The organism is Longicatena caecimuris, from assembly GCF_018406465.1.
Lineage (GTDB): Bacteria > Bacillota_I > Bacilli_A > Erysipelotrichales > Erysipelotrichaceae > Longicatena > Longicatena caecimuris.
Map to the genome: position 1 here is coordinate 2,113,090 of NZ_AP024510.1, position 19,797 is coordinate 2,132,886.

Consider the following 19,797-nt stretch of genomic DNA (forward strand, 5'->3'; position numbering starts at 1 on the left):
TCTTATTCTTACTCGACTGCATGATTAGAGAGTGTGTACTGCTGATTTTCTGCCTGACTTGTGGCCATTCCTCCGTCGCCCTCTTTTTCGCAGGCAACATCGACAGTTCGACCACGACCTTTCAGCAGAGATTCATCCGCTTATTGTTCTTCGCCGGATTATCCATAGGACTCTCTGCCTTTCCTTGTTCCGATAATTCTATCTGTACATATATACCCTTAGGTGTTCCCTCTAAGCCTGACAGCTTGCATGTGCCTGTAACACATCACGGTGGTTCGTAACAACCATTCCTACTAGACCGCACTGTCTGGGCATGAACCCACACATACATTTCTGTATGTGGCACTTTTAGACCTTTACATTCGGGAGTTTCGTCAGGCATTGCTGCCATTCTCACCATAGGTATTTTATAGACCCCCGGCATATGGGGTGCGCCGTCCACCTCTGGACAGGTTTCGTCAGCGTTATCTGTTACGGCACCTTTCTGCCGACTTTACCGGGCTTCACACCTCATCACAGAGTGATGACGCATGCCGGAGTATCAGGGGAGGCGCTTCAAGGCGTTACCCTATCATTCCACCTCTCGAATTATCAGTTCACAGAACTGATTAAAAACAGCGCTGTGCGCCGCCTTTTCAGCGGCGAACAAGTCGCACGGTTATAGTGCATACTCTTTGAGAAATTGATGGTGTTGAATACCTTGATTTTATAAGGCTCATATACAATCTTCCCATTTTTGCCCCGGACCGGCTTTCCTTCCTTATCCAGTTTCGGGGTTCCCCGGCTTAACAGCTTTCCAACCTCAATCAAGACCGTGCCCTTCGGGTCGGTAACGACATAGGAGCTGTGCATCTGCATGAGATTGGGCTTGATAAAAAATCTTGTTTTGCCGGAGCCGGAACCGCCCACCACCAGCACATTTTTATTCCGGGCATTGGCTGGGTTCTTCGGCCTGCCGGACATCATAAGCCCCTCTGTCTGCGTCAGAATGATGTTGTTTTCCGGCTTTGGGTCCATAAACGGTGCAATATCCGTTTTGCTGCCCCAGCGGGCAGAACCGTATTCCACGTTTTTGCGGTACTTTTTTGCGTCCTTTCCTTTGAGATAAACCGCCAGCCGCACAATGGCCGCACCGCAAAGACCAATCAGCCAGTCGATCCCAGCACCGGGCCACATGCTCTGAAAGGCATAAGCGAATCCTTCACTTAACCCCAGCAGTTTTTGCGAAGCATCTGCTCCGGGAGCCAACCGCACCGCCTGGCCCAGCTTCGCGAATACCAAAAGGAACAGAAGGTAAGGCAGGTGGAGGATCACCTGCTTTTTCAGGGTATCGGTATCTATCTTCAACGCTCCGGCCCTCCATGCTCCTTGTTCTTTACCTTGTCACGGCCAAGCGCCTGCGCCAGTTCCTTAAATTTGGCAAGCTGGGAAAGCAGCGACGGCCTGGTGCTGCGGGCAAGGTCTTTTCTTGTATATTCCTTAAATGCCGCAGTCAGGGCGTCCGCCTGGTTCGCCTTGAAATACACCGTCCATTTGGGCGGGTCTGTGCCGGGGTCCTTTTCAATATGATAGCGGACCTCATGCTTTTTGGCGATCCGTTCAAAAGAGCGAATCCGCCCGGTCACTTCAATGGTATTCGCGCCAGGGTCCCTGGCCGTCAGCCGCTTCATGCTGTTGCGGCCAACCTTTGGGGTATTGCGTTCCTGCTCCATCTTTTGAAGTGCGGCGGCAATGGCCGCTTTCAGCACCCGTCCGGTCAGCTTTGACGCCTGGACGGTGATGGAAACAGTTCTTTGTTCAATATCTTCCTGCACCTGCATCCTCCTTCCTGAAAAAATGTAGTTTGTTCATTACCGCGCCTCGCTTAGCACCTGCTGGCGCGGGGCGTGTTCATGGACCTTCGCCGCCTGTTCAATCTGAATACGGGCGTGCCGAAGGAACGTCTTAATCATGGAAGCCGGCTCTTTCACTTCCGAAAGGTGCTCCGTCATGCCTTTGCACTCGTCCGGCAGATAATCCGCCATTGCTTTACAGGCATCTTCCAGATTCCCAATGAAGCCCCAGCAGCTATCCGAAAGCTCACCGTTTTTATACAGCTCAAAGCCATAGCACTCACCCCGGAGATAGGCGTCATACTCGACAACCTCGCTCCGTAGCAAATCCTCGGCTTTCTTTCGGAGGGCGCCGGTCATTTTCTCCGCGCCAAATTCTTTCAGCACATCCTCTTTGGAAACATACACCCATCCAACCTGCCCGCTGTCCCAGGGATCGTGAAAGCTGGTCGTCTGCATGGCAAGACCGCTGTGATCCAGAAGGTACAGGGGCATCACAATATATTTTTCAGAGATCACCCGGAGCATGGTATCATCCACCGCGCGGGGGTCAGGGTGGTCGCCGGTCATTTTCCGGCTCCAGACCATATTTACCATGCGCTCATAGCGTTCCATGCCGCGCTCGTTGTTGCCAACGGTGTTTAAGTACATTTCCCGCAGAAAATCGTCTTTGTCCATATAATTGTGATGGTCGCCCAAGGCATAGCGCGGGTGGAAGCATACCATTGTCCCGAAGTTGTCATTTACCTCGCGGGGACTAATCAGCATATCGTCCGGCTGCACCATTAAGGCATAGGGTTCCTGTTCTGCCATCAGCATAGGGCATCCCTCCATTTCTACAGCTCCGGGCCAGAATGAGAGGGCTTAGGGTCTTTTTCCTGCCTCTCATTTGTGACTGGCTGCTTAACCGCAATGATTTCACCGGCGATCCTGGCGAATTTCTCCGGGTGTTTGAATTGCTCGCCAAACTTCTCCATCAGCTCAGGGGGAAGGTCGGTAAAATCTTCCTCACTAAGCCCGACAATCAAAAAGTTGCCGGCAACAATGTCATATATGCGTCCTTCATCATCATATAGAGCCCGGTTCAGAGGCAGCCCCATATATTTGCCTTCCTCATTGCAGATCAGGGCAACCAGATCATCATAGGGGTAAACCGCCTGAATATCGCCGCCAACAGCAGCCTGCAATGATTCCAAACCACCTGCAATTTCAGTTTCATAGGGCGATTTGCCCGGTTCTACCATTAAAACTTTCATAACTGCATATCCTCCTTCTTTTTCGTTGCCGCAGGAGCAGCGGGTGCCTTCTCCTGGGATTTTGCTGCCGCCAGTTTCCCCAGCACGGACGGCTTTTCCGACTTTTCGGGCAAAGAAATACCGCCCTCCGTACCTTCGGTGGCGGTGTGCTCTGCCTTGACCGGCTCCTGGCCCTCCACGGTATAACCGGGAAGAAGGGCGCCGTTGACGGTAAAGTGACGTTCATATTCTTTCGGAATCTGCGGCGAGATTTCAGTAAACAGGTGGGAGTAGGCTTTCTTGCGCCCGTCCAGATACTTTACAGCAGCGGCTTTATCTGTGTAGCGCTTCTGGTTCTGCCCGGCAAGATGTATATTGTGACCGTCCTTCGGTGAATTCAGGTACAAATCCCAGGTCACATACCATGCGGTCGGAACCATAACCTTTTTGATACGGTCATAGCTGGTGTCCTCCCTGATCCGACAGCTCATTTTATAGACCTTGTTGCTGATTTCTTCCCAATCACTGTTATTTTGATTGGGCTGCCACTGGTTTGCGGTATGCGCAACCTCCGGGGTCCGCAGATATTCCAGCGCACGGTTCAATTTCTGTGTGACCGCCGCCTGCTGTTCCCATTGTTTTGCCGCTGCCTGCACGATCTCAAAGGCTTTCTGCTCGCCGTCCATGCTGTCCTGACGTAATGCCTCCAGCGCATCCGCACCCTGCGTAATCAGGGAAGAAATATCTACATCTTCACAAAAAATACTGTGCTCGATTTTCAGCTCTGCACCTGGTTCCAAATGATCGCCGTAACGGTAAGCGCGGTAATCTTTATTTTCTTCCAAAATCTTTCACACCTCCTATATCTCCGGCACATGGCTCTTTTTCGGAACCGCCTGTGCCGGGGTGGTTTTTTCTGCTGGCTTCGCCGCTGCAAGCTGTGCCATGACCGAAGGCCGATCCATCGTAAATATGGAAATCTGCTCATTTTCAGCCAACGGTGAAATATGTGCCGGCAATGGCAGCGTCGTTTTCTCATGGGTAAGAATGTGCTGTAATTTCAGGTCAGACACGATCTCGTCAAATGCCGCGTTGATAGCCCGCCGTTCCTCACCTTCAGGATAGGCTTTCAAAACCTCCATTTTTCCGTCTTTATTGGAAACAAAGGTAGCGGCACAATCCGCGTGGCCCGCCAGATAATCCGATTGATAGGGCAGCTTATCCTTGATATAACAGGCAAAAGCCCTGGCGGTCATTTCCACGTTGCTGTCCCAATAGCCCCCGTCCTTTTCGCATTCCTTACCCATGCGAACGGAGTTCCGGTAAAAATCGGTTTCCACCCGCCCGATTTGCGGCACCTCCTGTGCCTGCATCCCGGACAACATGTGCTCAAATATTTCCAGACGTTCCCGCTCACTTTTTGGGATCACCCGCCCAGTGACAGACTTCTTAAAGGCGCTGATCTGTTCCACGGAGCCGGCCTCGCCGGACAAGAACACCTCCCTGAGAACCGCGTAAGTTTCCATCTGTTCCTCATTGCCATGCTGTTTCAGGGAACCGAGCACTGCTGAATCCAGCCAGCTTGCAGCATTTTTCCGGGTGCGTTCTGTCTGTGCTTCGGTACGGGCCGCCGCCTGCTCCGGTGTCTCCGGCTTATATTTCATGGTTTCAATCAGCTTCTGGAATGGAGCATAGAGGCGGGGCTGTTCCGAAAGCATCCCCTTTGCGCCCATCTTCGTACCCAGGTAATCGTCAAATCCGTGCCACCATTCATGCGCCAGGGAACCAGCGCCGTGCATCTTCGTAAGGTTAATGACTTTGCGGAGCGGTTCATAATGGGCCGCGGCGTTGCCGCTGCCTCTGGCACCGAAAGCAATAGCAAGCGTGCCCCCAAAGGCAATATCCTGATCGCTGATCTGTAAGGCAGCCGCTAGGTCTTTCAGTGCTTCAAATCCCATGTTTAGGGACGCCTGCCGGTCATTCTGGTTCATCCAGTTCCCAAACTCGCCGCCGCGGAAGCCGAAGGTTTCAAGGTAATGCTGGCCTGTGATCTCCTGGCCGCTCCGGTAGTCCGGCCCCGTTCTTCTCACATACGCAAGCTGCGGAGGGGTAAACCGGACCTTTCCGCCTTTACTCCGCTGCCGGGCAAAATCCTGTACCCATTTCAGGGCCGCCTCACGAGACTCAAAGTTTGTCTGCAAAATGGAATAGCCCTTCGTCACATAATAAGTGCTAGGTTTCCAGTCGTTATTTCTGGAATAGGTGTTTTTCCCGTCATTGAAGTAGATCGCGTAGCCTCTTGGCACCTTCTGGTCTTTGGAAACGCCAAACTGTTCCTGCTGTGCCTTCTGCGTGAAATTCCGGTCAAAGTGGGAAGCAGAGCGGATATATAAGGTCTGCGCCAGTTTATTGGTAATGACCGGATTGTCCTGGCCTTTCTTTGTGGCACGGTAATGGATTCCGCTGCCCCAGCCCTGCACCTGCTCCACATATCCATTCTGTACCAGAAAGCGGTCATAGGCTTGCATGGCGTCATCCAGTGTACGCACATCCTCGATCACGGCCTGTAGCTGCCGGACGGTCTCAATATATTCCTCCTGCCTGGCACGCCTAAGCTCCGGGGTCTTGTCACTGTACCGGTACTGGGGGGAAGCCCCCAGACTGTCCCGTGCCTTTTTGATAAAGTAAACAACACCGAGGGGAACACCATCGTCAAGCATGGCCTGATAGTCCGGCTTTTTCCAGACATTATCCTTCTTGACGAATTTCTCCGCCTCCCGCTCATTCATGCCGCCCAGGTCATCTACATATAGGCCGCGGTCTTTCCAAAGGTCTTTTTTCGCGCCTCCGATCTTTTCCCCAAAATCCTCATGCTGTAAATTATCTGCCAAACATTATCACCTCCAGTCTGTGCAAAAATTTACCGTTCCGGGGTGGAACGGTTTTTCTCTGATTGATAAAGTTTCGGGCGGTTCCCTGCGAGCCGGTCCGTTTCCCTGCGTACCAGGGCATCTATCGCACCCAAATCCTCCGGGGTAACGGCAAATTCCCGGTAGTTCTCATACCATAAGCCTGTTGTGACCGCCGCAATAGGGGGTATCTTTTCCGGACCGGAAGGGAGAAGCCGGTAAACCGGCGCTTCATCATAAAGAAGCATCTGCCTGGCCGTACCCAACGGTATGCGGTACATATCTGTATCAGGATTTTGCGCCGCCTCCATGTAGCCGACATTCAGAAGTTCCTCCAAATCCTGAACCATGTAGGAAAATGCCTGCTCCTTCCACTGGCTGAACATTTCGGAATAGTGGTGCTGCCATTCTGTGACCTGTTCCGGCCTGTAGCAGAACCCCCAGCTTTTCAGGGCGTCTTTTTCGTAAAGCTCCATAGAGTGCCATTTTTCAAGGCTGACTGTTTCCATGCATCCATTCGGATGATATACGTCAACACCGTAAGGAGAGAGGATATTTCTTTTCACGTCCTGGCGCAGCGTATCTAAGTCCAGCATCATAACATCACCGTACAGGCGGCCATCCTCTTTCCGGTCCGTGTGGAATAAGAAAGCCCTTGCCCCGATATATTCCGTTGTAAAGATCATCTGGTGGAGGTCTGCCGTGGAACAGTAGGCGTGCAGGGCATCCGACAGCCACATGTGGTTTTTCCCCATAATGGCAATCGAATCCGCCCCGGTATTCGTCACCAGGGAATGGATATTAAATTCTGATTCCCGCAGGAAGTCGCCCGCAAAGATATGGAGCTCATAAGCAAATGTAATAAGGTCCGTGTCGCGGATCAAATGAATCTGCGGAAGCGGTTCACTGTTCAATCAAGTTCCTCCCATCTTCCGGGCGCTGTCCGCCGGCGATCTTGCTCACGATTTCCGGCCCGGTCTCATAAATCTGCATCAGGCGTTTTGCCGTGCCGCTGGGCTGAACGGCACCGCTGGTCCAGAGCCGGACAGTAGAGGGAGTAACGTTCATCAGAAGCGCAAAGCCCTTTTCGTTCATGTCCAGCTTTTCCATCAATGCCTTAACCATATCAGGGCCATATTCCGGGCACCGGGCAGCTTCGGCGATCATCTGCAAAGCGGTATTTTCTGTTTTCGTCATGTTAAAATCCTCCTGTTATCCTGACCCCATTGTTAAGCTGGGGCAAAACTGATTTTGTTGTGTTCCATTCTCCGGGCAAATTCCCGGAGAGAATATTTCACGCCGTCAATCTCCGCATGGGTTTGGTTCAGACGACGGCAAAGAGAAAAATGCCGGTCTCCATTCCCATAGCGCAGACAGAGAAGGCCATTATCAGGAATTGAAAACAACGCATTTCCAGCGCTGTCCGTAAAGCAAATCTGCTGTGTTTCATTCATACCAAAATCCCCCTTAAATTGAAACTGCCGCCTGTTTCTGGCGGCATAGTAGTTGGCGGTCCTTGATCTGTTCCCTGGTATGTAACAGCTTTTCGTTATAGTCCTTTCCGATGCGGGGCGGGTTGATGCCTACCCGGATATGCTTAAAACGCTGGTCCTCATGGAGCATGGCTTTGATTTTCCGGGCATTGGTAAGGCCGCCAAGATCATTGTCCATGTAAAGCGTAACCCGCTTTATTTCCGGGTGGTGTTCCAGAAATGCGGTCAGCGCCACATGGGAAGTGCCTCCCAGAGATAAGCGGTAGCCATCCCATTTCCAGCCTTCAAGCTCCTGCAGCGTGGCATGGGAAAGAGCGTCAATGGGAGCCTCAAAAACCGCCACATGGCGGCTGCCTGGTTTCTGCGGCGGGTAGCAGAAGCTAAATTCCTTGTCGCTGCCGTAAACATCCTTTTTGAGATTGCCGGTGATACTGCGCATACAGGCAAACTTTGCTTTTCCTGCGCCATCCTTACCGACAAACACACAGACCGGTTCGCCATGATACCGGGCCTCATAGAAAAGCCCTTTCCGAAAGCACCGGCTGATCACATCCGAGCTGATCCCGCGCCGCTGCAAATACGAAACAGCGGCGGTGGCGCACCGTCTGGCCCAGGGCAGCGTAAACGGTTTCTTTTCCGGCTCTTTTTGCGCCTGCTTTGCCACCGTGCGCTGATAAGCCGGCATCTGCCGGATTTCTCCGCCTGCCAGTGTTTGAACCGCATCCACCAGACCATAGCCCCGAATCTGGATCAGGTAATCCAGGGCGTTGATACTCCGGCCCCGGCTGTTCCAGTACCAGTACCGTTTCCCGGTCACATAGACCAGGCTGTCATGCTCCTTGTGCCGGTAATTGGGACCGTCCCGTTTGAGCACACCAGGCTCATGGGATTGCAGATAGACGAACAGGTCGGCCTCCCGTGCCGCCTGAATCTGCTCTTTGGTTACGCCGGGCATGGCGCCGGCACAGATTTTCGTTTCATCGTGCTTCGCCTCCTTCCTGTGATGATATGAAAAAAACGCCCGAAAGCGCCTAACAGCCGTACAGGTCATGGTTGACCTCCGCACGGTAATAGCTGTCCATCGTTGCCGGAGCGTTATACAGCGCCGCCAGCAGATAAGCCTTGATATTGTTGACCTTCGTAACGTTTTTGTCGATACAGTCAAAAACATACTCCAGGTGGCCGGAATTGATCTTTAAGAACCGGCTCCTGACAACCTCCCGTGGGAAATCGTCTCCAGCAATGCGGATATATGGCCGTCTTGACAGCACCGTTTCCAGTATAAGCTCCACAGTCTCGTCCATGCGTTCCCTCCCATAACGGGGGACCAGGAAGTCATACTCAACATTCTCTTTGATAATTTCACGGTATGCCTCTGCCGTATCCATCCTATCAATCCCATCCTGACAGCCTGCCGTTTCCGGCTCTGCCGGATAGATTGATTGATGTGTTCTTGATATATCCGTTTTTGATTTTTTAGTCCTTTGTGGATTAGTATTTAATTGTGCGGGATTTTCCTGTTCAGGTTCCGCCTGTTCAGGTTTTGCCTGTCTTGGATTTACCTGTCTTGGATTTTCCCGTTTAGGTGAAACACCTTGTTTTACGCCGGTTACGGGCTTTTCGTGGATCGTATACTCGATGTCTCCGAGCTGTCCGTTTTCATAGCGGAGGCGCTGCCTGGTGAGATACCCGTACCGTTCCAGCTCCTTCAGGGCGGTGGTAATGGAATCCACGCCATCCCTGCAAATGTGGGCCAGACCTTTTGTGGTATAGTCCCAATCTTCCGGCAGCGACAGCATAAGGGAAAGAAGCCCCTTCGCCTTTAAGGACAGTTCCGTATTGCGCAGGTGGTGATTGCTCATAACCGTAAAGTCCTTCGTTTTCTCTACACGGAATACAGCCATTTCACAGCCTCCTTTCTTCGGTTATTGCGTTACAAAGCGCGGTCCCTGCGGTCATAGTGGAGGTGCCCGCCTGAGACCTTTGCATGGTTTTTCAGTTTGACCTCGCCCCGTTCCTGGCTGTCTAAGAATTTCTGATAACCGGCATCCGTAAGGAACAGGCGCATCTTATCGCCCTTGTCACCCACAGGGGAATCATAGGACAGCACATCAAAGACGATCATGTGCCTTACCTCCGGGTCAAAGCGTTCCAACGCCATGATGTCATGCCCCTTCAATTTCTCTGCGCCGGATTGCTGCCTGGCCTCGGCAATCTTTTCCCCAATCGTCCGGGGCGGGTAGGGCAGACGGTAATTCTTCTGAATATCCCGCACGATGTCCATGCACTCGGCATCCGTCAGGATGCGCAGCTTTGCCATTAGATTTTCCGCTGCCTTCCGCTGTTCGGGATTCTTTGTGTACCGGGCGGTCATGTAAAGTTCGTTCAGGACTTTGGATTGATAGTCACCCTCAACCTGAAAAAGCATCCGTTTTTCCATTTCGTTTAATTCCATGTGAATCTCCTTTCTCCTAAAAATGGGTATAATAAAACGCCATAGGATTCTGAAAGCCTATGGCGTTGAATGTTCATATCAAATTGTAATTAGGGGTGTTTACTCACGTTTCAATGCTTGACATAAGGTAGTCTCAAAAGTATAATAATCGCAGTCAACAAGCGTGAACAGAAAAAAGATTTCCCTAGGTCGGCATAAGGAGTTTGCTAATAGCGTGCTAATTGGACGGTACAGAATTAGTAAAAAACACGTTGTACAAGCGAGCACTCTGTAATGAGTGGAACGCCCACAAAAGCCCGTGGTTGCAAGGTTTCTGGCGTATTGGAAGTCACGCATCCGTATGACGTACAAGGTGGTATGCCATACTCCTGTACGGTAAAAATGCATTCCAGCATTGGATGTTTGGCCTCTTGATCATCCAATAAAGCCAGCATATATGCCACACCGACACCATCATCCGCGCCTAGCGTCGTTCCTTCCGCCATTAAATAACCGTCTTCCAGTTTTAACTTTAAAGCATCCTTTGCAAAGTCAAAATCCACATCGCGATGTTTCTCACAAACCATATCCATATGAGCTTGTAAAATGATCGGTTCATGCTCTTCATAGCCCTTGCTTGCCGGCTTACATATAATGACATTATTCATTTCATCACGTTCATACGTAAACTGATGTGCTTTTGCGAATTCTTCTAAATAAGCACTATATGCCTCCTCATGAAAAGAACCATGAGGGATACGCGTCATCTCTTCAAAATACTTTTGATGAGCAAATGCATGATTCAAAATAGTTTCCATTTTATACATCCTCCATAAACATAGTGTTATTGTACCACATTCTCTTTGAATTACCATGAGATACGCCTTATTGTTTCACATTCATCTGCCGATAATACCCAATTCGCTCCTTAGCGCACTTCAACTGTTTCGGCGACATTGTGATTTTCCCCTTCTGTATAGCAAACAGACCTTCCTCTTTCAATCTGGCAATCGTACGATTTAATGTTTTTACACTGATGCCAATTTCTTCATACAATACATTGCGTGTTTTTTTAACGACGATATGCATTGCCTGCGGATCTTTAAAAAGGCAGATTCCACATAATTGATCAGATAATCCAGTAATAAGAATTGGGGAGGATAAAACAGCTTTGCCCCACGATTATAACTCGAACGATATAGTTTTAAGGCAACTTTTGCCGCAACCAGACGCAAAAAGTGTATATCCTTAGCAATCCAATCTTCAAAATCTTGCCTGCTTAAGTATAAAATGATACTTTCTGTAATTGTCTCAATCGTCACGCTGGTTTTCGGCATGCCTGCTAAAATCGTTACTTCCCCAATGAAATCTATCGGTTCATTTTTTTCAATCATAAATATATTGCCATTCTCAAATTCATTAATGACCCGATGTTCACCACTGGCGACAATTCCAAAATAGTCAAGCGGACTATCTTTTTGATGAATGATATATCCACTTGGATGTACCTTGATGATAAGACGCTTTTTATATTCTTCAGGCATATACGTAAGATAGTCTTTTAATTGGGGCACGATATGATATACTTCTTCCAATGTCACAGTATCACCTTCATCATTGATTGTATCATGAAAATAGTAAAAATTTTCCTTGAAAATAGCCCATTTGTCCTTTTTTTACCTAATTATGATCTGTTACCATTACAAGGAACAAAAGAGAAAGAGGAAGAAGGTTTATATGAAAAAAGAAAAGTATTCATATCGTTCTTTACAAGAACGCTTGCGGCAGGAATATAAATTATATCTGCTGGCTTTTGTATTTATCGTGATTGCAGATGGTATTGGCGTAATCAAATTACCGATTTGGAAAGGAACTTTTATCCTATTCCCCATCTTTTATGCAATTCTTATGGGGGTATGTGCAGGACCATGTGTTACAAAGTTCATTAAGCGAAAAGAGGTCAAAGCTGCCAGTAAATTGGTTATTGTTGCGATATGTCCTTTTATCGTCAAGTTAGGCGTTAATGCCGGAGCCAGTCTAGAAACCGTCATTTCCGCCGGACCTGCCTTATTATTACAAGAAATCGGTAATTTAGGAACCATCTTCTTAGCATTGCCAATTGCCCTATTGTTAGGTCTAAAAAGAGAAGCTATTGGAGCCACACACTCAATTAATCGAGAAAGTAATCTGGCATTGATTACCGATATGTTTGGTCCGGATTCACCAGAAACCAGAGGAAGCTTATCCATCTATATCGTTGGTGGCATGATTGGAACGATTTATTTTGGTTTTCTGGCTTCTATGAGCGCTGCCACTTCGTAATTTCATCCCTATGCCTTAGGGATGGCTTCCGGTGTAGGGGCCGGTATCATGATGGCAAGTGCTACCGCATCTTTATCCACGATTTATCCGACGATGGCAGATCAGCTTTCTGCATTAGCCAGTGCCAGTGAAACCATCAGCGGAATCACAGGAATTTATGTTGCCATCTTTATTGGTATTCCCTTAACAAAAAAATTATATGACATCTTAGCACCACGCATTAGCAGAAAGAGAGGCGAATAACATGCGCATACAAGAATGGATTTTTTTATTTATCGTAGCTAGCTGTGGCATTGCCTTAGCTAATTTTGTCGGATTTCAAGTTGGACTCATAGAGTCATTACCAGGTATTGGCATCCTATTCGTTTTATCTTTATGTGGTGTTGTCATTAGTAAAGTATTACCTATACGCTTACCCATCGTAGCCTACTGTTCCCTATTAGGGTTATTAGCAGCATCCCCCCTTTCTTTCTGTCGGGAATTTGTCATTACATCCGTTAATCAGATCAACTTTACGGCACCTTTAACAATGGTAGGGGCATTTGCCGGTATCTCTATTAGCGATCAGTTAAAAGAATTCGCTGCCCAGGGATGGAAAATGATCATCATCGGCCTCTTGGTCATGACAGGAACTTTTTTAGGTTCAGCCGTAGTTGCCCAGATAATGCTGTCCATCACAGGAGCTATCTAAATGCTGTTACAAGATATTGCTTATCTGGATGAAACGATGGAGGTTAAAGAACATCAAGATATCCGTATTCAAGACACATGTATTCATGAAATAGCAAATCATGGCTGCTTAACTCCTTATCCAAAAGAAGAATGTTTATCCGGAAAAGGCTTGCTTGTAATGCCTGGTTTATGTGATGCTCATATGCATACCGGGCAACAATTGTTAAAGGGATGTGTCTTAGATGCATCCGGAATGATATGGAAAGATATCATGTTACCTTTTGAAAGTACGCTGACAGATGAAATCATGCAGTTAAATGCTGAATTGGCTGCTCTTGAAATGATACGTAATGGTACGACCTCGTTTTTAGATGCCGGCAGCTACCATATGGATGCCGCAGCTAAGATCTATGCACAAAGTGGTTTGCGGGCACAGTTAACCTGTAGTACGATGGACGATGCAAGTCTTCCCATCCAAATACAGGATGATGTAGAGAGCGCTTTGGCTAAAAATGATGCTTTTTATGATACGTGGCATCAAAAAGGCAATTTGAAAGTCAGCTATTCCCTACGCACGTTATTATCTGTTAGTGAGCGTTTGATTAAAGAAATACATGCTCATGCCAAAGCCCGTAATGCTTTATTGCAAGTTCATATGAATGAATATGAACAAGAGGTACACGCTGTTATTGCAAAATACGGTATGCGTCCATATACCTATCTTGATCAATTAAAGATTCTAGATGAGCGCTTTGTAGGCGCCCATTCTCTCATCGTAGATGAAGAAGAAATATCCCTGATGCAGAAGCATCATACACATGTTGTACTATGCCCTTTCAGTAATAGTGCCAAAGCTTTGGCACCCTATCCCACCTTAAAAAAGCAGGGTCTTTTACTTGCCTTAGGCAGTGATGGAAGTGCTCATGGAGGCTTAAGCCTGTGGAATGAAATGCGTCAGCTTCGTTGTATGATTCATGTGACACATGGCATCGCAAACCATGATCGTCATATTTTAAGCGCCAAAGAACTCTTGCATATGGCCATTACAAATGGGACAGCCCTTATGCAAGAAAAAAATTTGGGTTGTATCAAACCCGGCTATTTAGCCGATCTGATATTTCTTAATATCCATCAGCCTCATCTTTATCCCAGCGGCAACCTTACAAACACTTTAGTAGAATGTGTGGAAGGGCATGATGTGCTGCATAGTATGGTCAATGGAAAATGGCTGATGAAAGATCATAAGATATTAACACTCGATGAAAAAGCTATTTTCCAAAAAGCCGTTGCCTTTCAAAGAAAGTCATAAATATTAAATCTATTCAATATTTTCGTAAACATCAATATAGGAAACAGAAGCAAGAACATTTTATCTATCATTCATGCTTCTTTTTTAATAGGTATACCTTATTTTGATACACCGCACTTATTTATAATTAAAAAAAACGCTATGCAAATGCGTTTTCTCATTCGATCTATCTTTGATATATGCAGTTACTAACACTTACAAAGGATTCTTTCACATCTATCTATTGATAAAAAAGTATTCCGACAACACCAGAAAGCATCATTAAAGCAATGGGATTCATCTTCCATTTGCGGCTAATGAATAAAATAATCAAAAAGATAAAGGCGGCTGGTATTTGGATGGCCTCCATAGCAATCCTTCCCTCTTTGAAAAAAGCTAACGACACAATGATTGCCGCTGCCGCCATAATCAGACCCAAAGAACCGGCTTTTAATCCTTTTAATACTTCCATAAAAACACGTGAGGAAGAAAAGCGTTGAAAGATATGATAAATACCATAGGCAATGCATACCCCCATGCAGATACAGCCAATCGTTGCACATAATGCACCAGGTATACCTGCTACACGCATACCAACAAATGTGGAAGTATTCACCGCTAAAGGTCCCGGTGTCATTTGGGAAATTGTAATGATATCCGTAAACTCTTGTGCGCTCAACCAATGTTGACTTTGAACTACCTGTTCACTGATCATAGGAATAATGGCATATCCACCGCCTATACTGAATAAGCCAATCTGAAAGAAAGCAAAAAATAATCGTAATAAACTCATATGCTCACGCTCCTTCTCTCCATATGGACTTTCAGTACACAAATCAAGGCACACAAAATAATCAAAACAGCCACATTCATTTGAAAGAAATAATTTAACACAAAGACCGCCGGAGTCATTAAGATGAAAAACAATTGCTTTTCTTTCACGATCATTGCATACATATCAACAATCAAATCAACAATCAATGCCGCAACACCTGCTTCCATCCCTTTTAATACAGCATTGACCATTGTATTATCCCGAATCACACTATAAATTGCTGAAACAATAGATAAAATGCATAAAGGTGGTAAAATTGCCGCAATACAGCTAACAAATAAGCCACTTTTACCAGCAACTCGATAACCACTTAAAGCACTCATATTAATAGCTATCGCACCAGGAGAAGACTGTGCTATAGCTGCAATCTTCATTAATTCGTCTTCATCGAAAAACGCTTTATTCTCTACATAATATTTCCGGATCATTGGTATAACGACATAGCCGCCGCCAAAAGTAAAGGCACTGATAAACATATTGATACCAAACAGCCAAGTCAGCTTTTTCATCTTATTCATAAAAACACCTCTTCGATAATAGTTTACCATTTGACGCAGCATAAATAAAATTATATTATTTTATAAGATAGATAACCTATAGGTTATGGAGGTAACTATGGATATTCGACGTTTTCGCATCTTTCAAAAAGCCGCAGAACAGCAAAGTTTCACAAAAGCTGCTCAATCCTTGTATATGACACAACCAGCTGTTTCAAAGGCCATTCGTGAATTGGAAGAAGAGCTGCAGACACCCCTTTTTGAACGCTTTCCCAAAAAAGCCATCTTGACCCCGGAAGGGCAACTCTTCTTAAAAAAAGTAAATGCCTTATTAACCCACTATGACGATGTCCTGCAACATGTTGCAAAGATTCATTCCCAATACACCCTGCGCATTGGTTCTAGCATCACCATAGCAAATGACTTTCTTACCACTATCTTGAAGGATTTAAAAAAAGCTTATCCCTCTTTGTCGATGCAGGTAGAAATCGCGTCAAGTTCGGCTATTTTAGATAAACTAGTCCAACAGCAATTGGATATAGCTTTTGTTGAGGGGATGATTGATCAAGATGCATTTATCTGTCTGCCCTTTTCAACCTATCACATAAAAGCGGTCGCTCATCCCGAAGTATTGCAGAAGCAATCGATTACTTCTCTATCGGATATCGCTAAATTTCCATTATTACTGCGAGAAGAAGGCAGTGCCATACGCGATGTTGTAGAAAGCTGTTTCTTGCTATATGATATTCCTTTACATCCCGCATGGACATCAACCAATTCTACCGCTTTATTGAAAGCCGCAACGAAAGGTTTTGGTATCACGTTTCTTCCGGAAAAAATGGTTACAAAGAAATTAAAGAACCATACGCTTGAAGAAGTACAGTTAGCTGAGCTTCAGCTGATGAATAGAAATCACATCGTATATCTGAAACATAAACATGTCAATGATGCAATGCATACGCTGATTAAATTGGCAAATACCATCCCCCATAAATAAAGGAAGGATTGCCCCTTCCTTTATTTATGTTTTAGAATACTTTTATTAATTTCCAATAGGTCTGTTGCCATGCGTTCCAATGATACAAATAAACGGAATTACCACTTGCATCATAATCTCCTCCACGCGTTAACTTAAAGTCTGGATATTGCTTTAATTTGATGACATACGTTCCATCATACAGTTTCATCGCTTGCCACTCATCCGCCATAGGATCTGTATAGGGATTCAGATATGCATGTCCTTCGACATGCCCATAATATGTTGGAGGTGTCTCATATTGACTTGCTGCTGTAATATAATCTGAGTGGATATGATAGATATCAACTACCTTGTTATTATCAAGTTGACTTCGTAAGATAAAAGCATTACCGCCAATATTTTGTAGATTCCAATATTGCGCATTATAATCCCCATTGGGTTGGATATTTAATTTAGTAAAAGCTTGCGAACCTGGTGCTGTTAACGCATATCGCGCATCTGGTGATGTGAAAGCATATGTGCCATCTGCTATATAGACATTATTTTGATTAACATGAATCGTACATTTGGTTGTTTTTCCATTACTTGCTCTTGCGGTGATTGTTGCACTACCAGCTGCTTTGGCCGTTACTATTCCAGAAGAGCTGATGCTTGCAATATTAGTGTTGCTAGTTGTCCATGTTACTTTTTTATTTGTTGCATTGGCTGGTGTTATGGAAGCTTTTAATTGATATGTGTTTGGGGTATAAAGGGTTACTAACGAGGTATTTAATTTAATTCCTGTCACTTTTTGTTCAATCGCGATTTTCGCGCTGCCAGATACTGTCGCGTAATTCTTGTTTGTGATTTTATAATATACGGTTGTAATACCGATTGATTTACGATATGGTTTCGTTTTTGTCCAATTCCCTTTCGTACTAGTACGATAATAAACCACTGAGTTTTTCGCTATATTGCTAAGCGAAATGGAATGATTTTTTCCATCATAATATCCTGTATAACTTTTTACGCTAGGTTTTTGCATACCTGTTTTTACCGTGATAGAAGATGTACCATAAACCGTTTTCGTACAATTTGCATTACTTAGTTTATAATATACCGTCGTTTTTCCAATAGATGTGCGCGTTGGTTTCTTCATTGACCAGCTAGCTCTTGTGCTTGTACGATAATATATCTTTGTACCCGCTGTTACATCATGAAAACTTATCGTATGGGCTTTTCCATTATAAGAACCGCTATACCCCTTTGCTTTACCCTTTTGTATTGCTTTTTTAATTGTAATCTTAGCACTACCTGTTTTTGTCCTTGTGCAATTACTATTCACTATTTTGTAATACACCGCCGTTGTTCCAACACTTGTGCGAGTAGGTTTTTTCGTAGACCATTTTGCCCTGTTATTGGTACGATAATATACTTTAGAACCTGCTGCTACATTACTCATACGTATCGTGTGAGACTTTCCATTATATGTTCCTGAATAACTTTTTGCATAGCCTTTTTGTGATGCCTTTTTAATTACAATTTTCACAGTTCCCGTTTTCGTATTTGTGCAATTGCTATTTACAATCTTATAATAAATTGTCGTCGTTCCTGCACTTGTACGGGTTACTTTCTTTGTTGACCATTTCGCTTTCGTACTCGTACGATAATATATCTTAGAGCCACTGGCAACATTATTGAAACTTATTGTATGAGATTTCCCATCATACGTTCCATTATAACTTTTTGCATAACCTTTCTGAATATTTTTTTGAATAGTAATTTTTGCGTCCCCGCTCAGCGTTTGAAAATAAAGGGGATTTGTTATTTTATAATATATTGTGGTCGTTCCCGCACTTGTTCGCGTTGGTTTTTTTAAGGACCAAGCGCTACTTGTACTTGTTCGATAATACACCTGAGAACCACTTGGTACATTTGCAATACTTATACTATGTGGCTTGCCATCATACCTACCATTATAATCTTTTACAACAGCAGGAATTTTTATTTCACCTTTTTTGATATAAAGCTTATGTGCTGATGTTAGATCTATTGGATATATCTGAATATTTGTTCCAGATTCAAAGTTTCCTCCTGAAGCATTCATTGCCATATAAGGAGCACATTCTGGTTGTAATGAGTAGCCATCATTAAATTTCCGTATGAAGAAGCGCTGCGCAGGTCCAGGATTGTATGAATAGAACTGCATATTCGTAGCACTTTTTGAAGCAGCCTGATACACATCTAAATATAATCCTGTTTTCATATCTTTTATGGTATATGCCTCATTCGCTGTTCTGGTAAACTCATAAATAGCTTGATTAGAAGAATTAATGTTTCCTAATTGTGCATTGTTATTTACATTCACCAAATATGTGTTATTAGAAAAGCCTATTTGCGCATAAAAATGCTCTCCAAGATTTTGCGCTTTACCTAGCAAATTATAGGCGTTAGGTATCATCTCCACCAAATTAGATAATGGTGATTCACCAGCACTATTTTTAGCGGAAACTCCTGCCCAATAATTCTTTCCTAATAAAGGTATTGTATAAGAGAAATTTCTTCCGACATTTATAACCTTCATTTCTTCATCTGCACAATAAATTCTTACGATATATTCACTGGCTCCAACATCATTCCAAGACATCGTGTAATGATAGCCAGAATTGCTTAAATTAAGAGTTGGAGCATTTGGAATACTTTCATTAGTAAAATTTCCTAAATAGATATACCCTTGAAAACCTGGATCTTTTTTCTGAATTTCAGTAATACTATCCGTTTTTGTTCTAAAGTTAAATCCACCATAGGCTGATTCAGAAATCGTCATCGTATTTCCATTTACTGCTTCTACTACCGCTACATGCCCATAACCACCATTCCAACAAATGATTGAACCAATTTTAGGTGTGTTTCCATAGCTAAACGCGCCCTTATTTACATTATCGTTAAACCAATTATAAGCGTGACTTCTTGATAAATTTGGTTTATATCCTAAAATTTCATATGCTCTACCCCAAGCATAAGCTGTACAGTTTGGCATACCATAACCAGATTGATAAAAAGGATTATCAGAATAATAATGGTAATCACTTTTACTTGGTGCCGATGTCCTTGGATAAAAAATGGCAGCAGCCTGTAGTTTCGATAATACATTGCTATCTTGAAAAATAAAGCTCATTGATAAAAAAAGTGATAGTAATGCAAATGATACTTTTCTAATTGTCTTTTTGCTTGTTTTCATCTGTTTCCCTCCATGAATAAAATAAGAAATGGACTCATTCCTATCTCATTAGTATGCCTTTAATATAAGCCTATTTGATTA

20 protein-coding genes and 2 pseudogenes are annotated in these 19,797 nt (G+C 44.9%); 4 read left to right on the forward strand and 18 right to left on the reverse strand.

Annotated elements, in window-relative coordinates; translation table 11 throughout:
• Positions 1-657 precede the first annotated feature (657 nt).
• The 15 genes and pseudogenes from KJS44_RS09995 to KJS44_RS10065 form a co-directional block, all read right to left on the reverse strand.
• Positions 658-1,341: pseudogene (locus KJS44_RS09995) on the reverse strand (type IV secretory system conjugative DNA transfer family protein); the annotation flags it as partial.
• Positions 1,342-1,343: 2 nt separating this feature from the next.
• Entirely contained in the window at positions 1,344-1,814 is a 471-nt protein-coding gene (locus KJS44_RS10000) for a PcfB family protein (protein ID WP_213540087.1), read from the reverse strand.
• 36 nt (positions 1,815-1,850) lie between these two features.
• Positions 1,851-2,651 (reverse strand): hypothetical protein, encoded by an 801-nt coding sequence (locus KJS44_RS10005; RefSeq protein WP_213540088.1) that lies wholly within the window; start codon positions 2,649-2,651, stop codon positions 1,851-1,853.
• A 17-nt stretch (positions 2,652-2,668) separates the two neighbouring features.
• Positions 2,669-3,088 (reverse strand): DUF3846 domain-containing protein, encoded by a 420-nt coding sequence (locus KJS44_RS10010; protein WP_213540089.1) that lies wholly within the window; start codon positions 3,086-3,088, stop codon positions 2,669-2,671.
• Positions 3,085-3,912, reverse strand: coding sequence for a hypothetical protein (locus KJS44_RS10015; protein WP_213540090.1), 828 nt, complete (start codon positions 3,910-3,912; stop codon positions 3,085-3,087). Before KJS44_RS10015 ends, KJS44_RS10010 begins: the two co-directional genes overlap by 4 nt.
• Positions 3,913-3,927: 15 nt before the next feature.
• Complete coding sequence (locus tag KJS44_RS10020; protein ID WP_213540091.1) at positions 3,928-5,958, reverse strand: LPD1 domain-containing protein; 2,031 nt, start codon at positions 5,956-5,958, stop codon at positions 3,928-3,930.
• A 29-nt stretch (positions 5,959-5,987) separates the two neighbouring features.
• The gene (locus KJS44_RS10025) at positions 5,988-6,890 is read right to left on the reverse strand and encodes a hypothetical protein (RefSeq protein WP_213540092.1); all 903 of its coding nucleotides are present in this window, start codon (positions 6,888-6,890) and stop codon (positions 5,988-5,990) included.
• Positions 6,880-7,173, reverse strand: coding sequence for a helix-turn-helix domain-containing protein (locus KJS44_RS10030; RefSeq protein ID WP_213540093.1), 294 nt, complete (start codon positions 7,171-7,173; stop codon positions 6,880-6,882). Before KJS44_RS10030 ends, KJS44_RS10025 begins: the two co-directional genes overlap by 11 nt.
• A gap of 32 nt (positions 7,174-7,205) precedes the next feature.
• The gene (locus KJS44_RS10035; RefSeq protein WP_213540094.1) at positions 7,206-7,430 is read right to left on the reverse strand and encodes a hypothetical protein; all 225 of its coding nucleotides are present in this window, start codon (positions 7,428-7,430) and stop codon (positions 7,206-7,208) included.
• Positions 7,431-7,443: 13 nt separating this feature from the next.
• Positions 7,444-8,520, reverse strand: coding sequence for a DUF3991 domain-containing protein (locus KJS44_RS10040; protein WP_244976541.1), 1,077 nt, complete (start codon positions 8,518-8,520; stop codon positions 7,444-7,446).
• Positions 8,501-9,373, reverse strand: a complete 873-nt coding sequence (locus KJS44_RS10045; protein ID WP_213540095.1) for a DUF6017 domain-containing protein — start codon at positions 9,371-9,373, stop codon at positions 8,501-8,503. The genes KJS44_RS10040 and KJS44_RS10045 overlap by 20 nt, the downstream gene beginning before the upstream one ends.
• Before the next feature lie 29 nt (positions 9,374-9,402).
• Positions 9,403-9,924, reverse strand: coding sequence for a DUF5720 family protein (locus KJS44_RS10050; protein WP_404852198.1), 522 nt, complete (start codon positions 9,922-9,924; stop codon positions 9,403-9,405).
• Between the two features lie 236 nt (positions 9,925-10,160).
• Positions 10,161-10,721, reverse strand: a complete 561-nt coding sequence (locus KJS44_RS10055; protein ID WP_244976542.1) for a zinc-binding metallopeptidase family protein — start codon at positions 10,719-10,721, stop codon at positions 10,161-10,163.
• Between the two features lie 67 nt (positions 10,722-10,788).
• Entirely contained in the window at positions 10,789-10,959 is a 171-nt protein-coding gene (locus tag KJS44_RS10060; protein WP_213540096.1) for a helix-turn-helix domain-containing protein, read from the reverse strand.
• On the reverse strand, positions 10,932-11,504 hold the full coding sequence (locus KJS44_RS10065; RefSeq protein WP_008687590.1) for a Crp/Fnr family transcriptional regulator: 573 nt from the start codon (positions 11,502-11,504) through the stop codon (positions 10,932-10,934). The genes KJS44_RS10060 and KJS44_RS10065 overlap by 28 nt, the downstream gene beginning before the upstream one ends.
• A 136-nt stretch (positions 11,505-11,640) precedes the next feature.
• Between KJS44_RS10065 and KJS44_RS10070 the strand changes: the two are divergent.
• The 3 genes and pseudogenes from KJS44_RS10070 to KJS44_RS10085 all read left to right on the forward strand — a co-directional run bounded on the left by KJS44_RS10070 (position 11,641) and on the right by KJS44_RS10085 (position 14,206).
• Positions 11,641-12,468, forward strand: a pseudogene (locus KJS44_RS10070) (DUF3100 domain-containing protein).
• Position 12,469: 1 nt separating this feature from the next.
• The gene (locus KJS44_RS10080; RefSeq protein WP_008687587.1) at positions 12,470-12,916 is read left to right on the forward strand and encodes a membrane protein; all 447 of its coding nucleotides are present in this window, start codon (positions 12,470-12,472) and stop codon (positions 12,914-12,916) included.
• Entirely contained in the window at positions 12,917-14,206 is a 1,290-nt protein-coding gene (locus tag KJS44_RS10085; RefSeq protein WP_008687585.1) for an amidohydrolase family protein, read from the forward strand.
• 220 nt (positions 14,207-14,426) lie between these two features.
• On the opposite strand, the gene KJS44_RS10090 is transcribed toward KJS44_RS10085, so the two are convergent.
• A complete protein-coding gene (locus tag KJS44_RS10090; protein WP_008687584.1) occupies positions 14,427-14,978 on the reverse strand; it encodes a chromate transporter in 552 nt (183 codons plus the stop codon).
• The gene (locus tag KJS44_RS10095; protein WP_008687583.1) at positions 14,975-15,538 is read right to left on the reverse strand and encodes a chromate transporter; all 564 of its coding nucleotides are present in this window, start codon (positions 15,536-15,538) and stop codon (positions 14,975-14,977) included. The genes KJS44_RS10090 and KJS44_RS10095 overlap by 4 nt, the downstream gene beginning before the upstream one ends.
• Before the next feature lie 97 nt (positions 15,539-15,635).
• Here KJS44_RS10095 and KJS44_RS10100 point away from each other — a divergent pair, with 97 nt between their 5' ends.
• A complete protein-coding gene (locus tag KJS44_RS10100; protein WP_008687582.1) occupies positions 15,636-16,514 on the forward strand; it encodes a LysR family transcriptional regulator in 879 nt (292 codons plus the stop codon).
• 31 nt (positions 16,515-16,545) lie between these two features.
• Here KJS44_RS10100 and KJS44_RS10105 read toward each other — a convergent pair whose 3' ends face one another.
• On the reverse strand, positions 16,546-19,716 hold the full coding sequence (locus KJS44_RS10105; protein ID WP_008687581.1) for a CHAP domain-containing protein: 3,171 nt from the start codon (positions 19,714-19,716) through the stop codon (positions 16,546-16,548).
• Positions 19,717-19,797 lie beyond the last annotated feature (81 nt).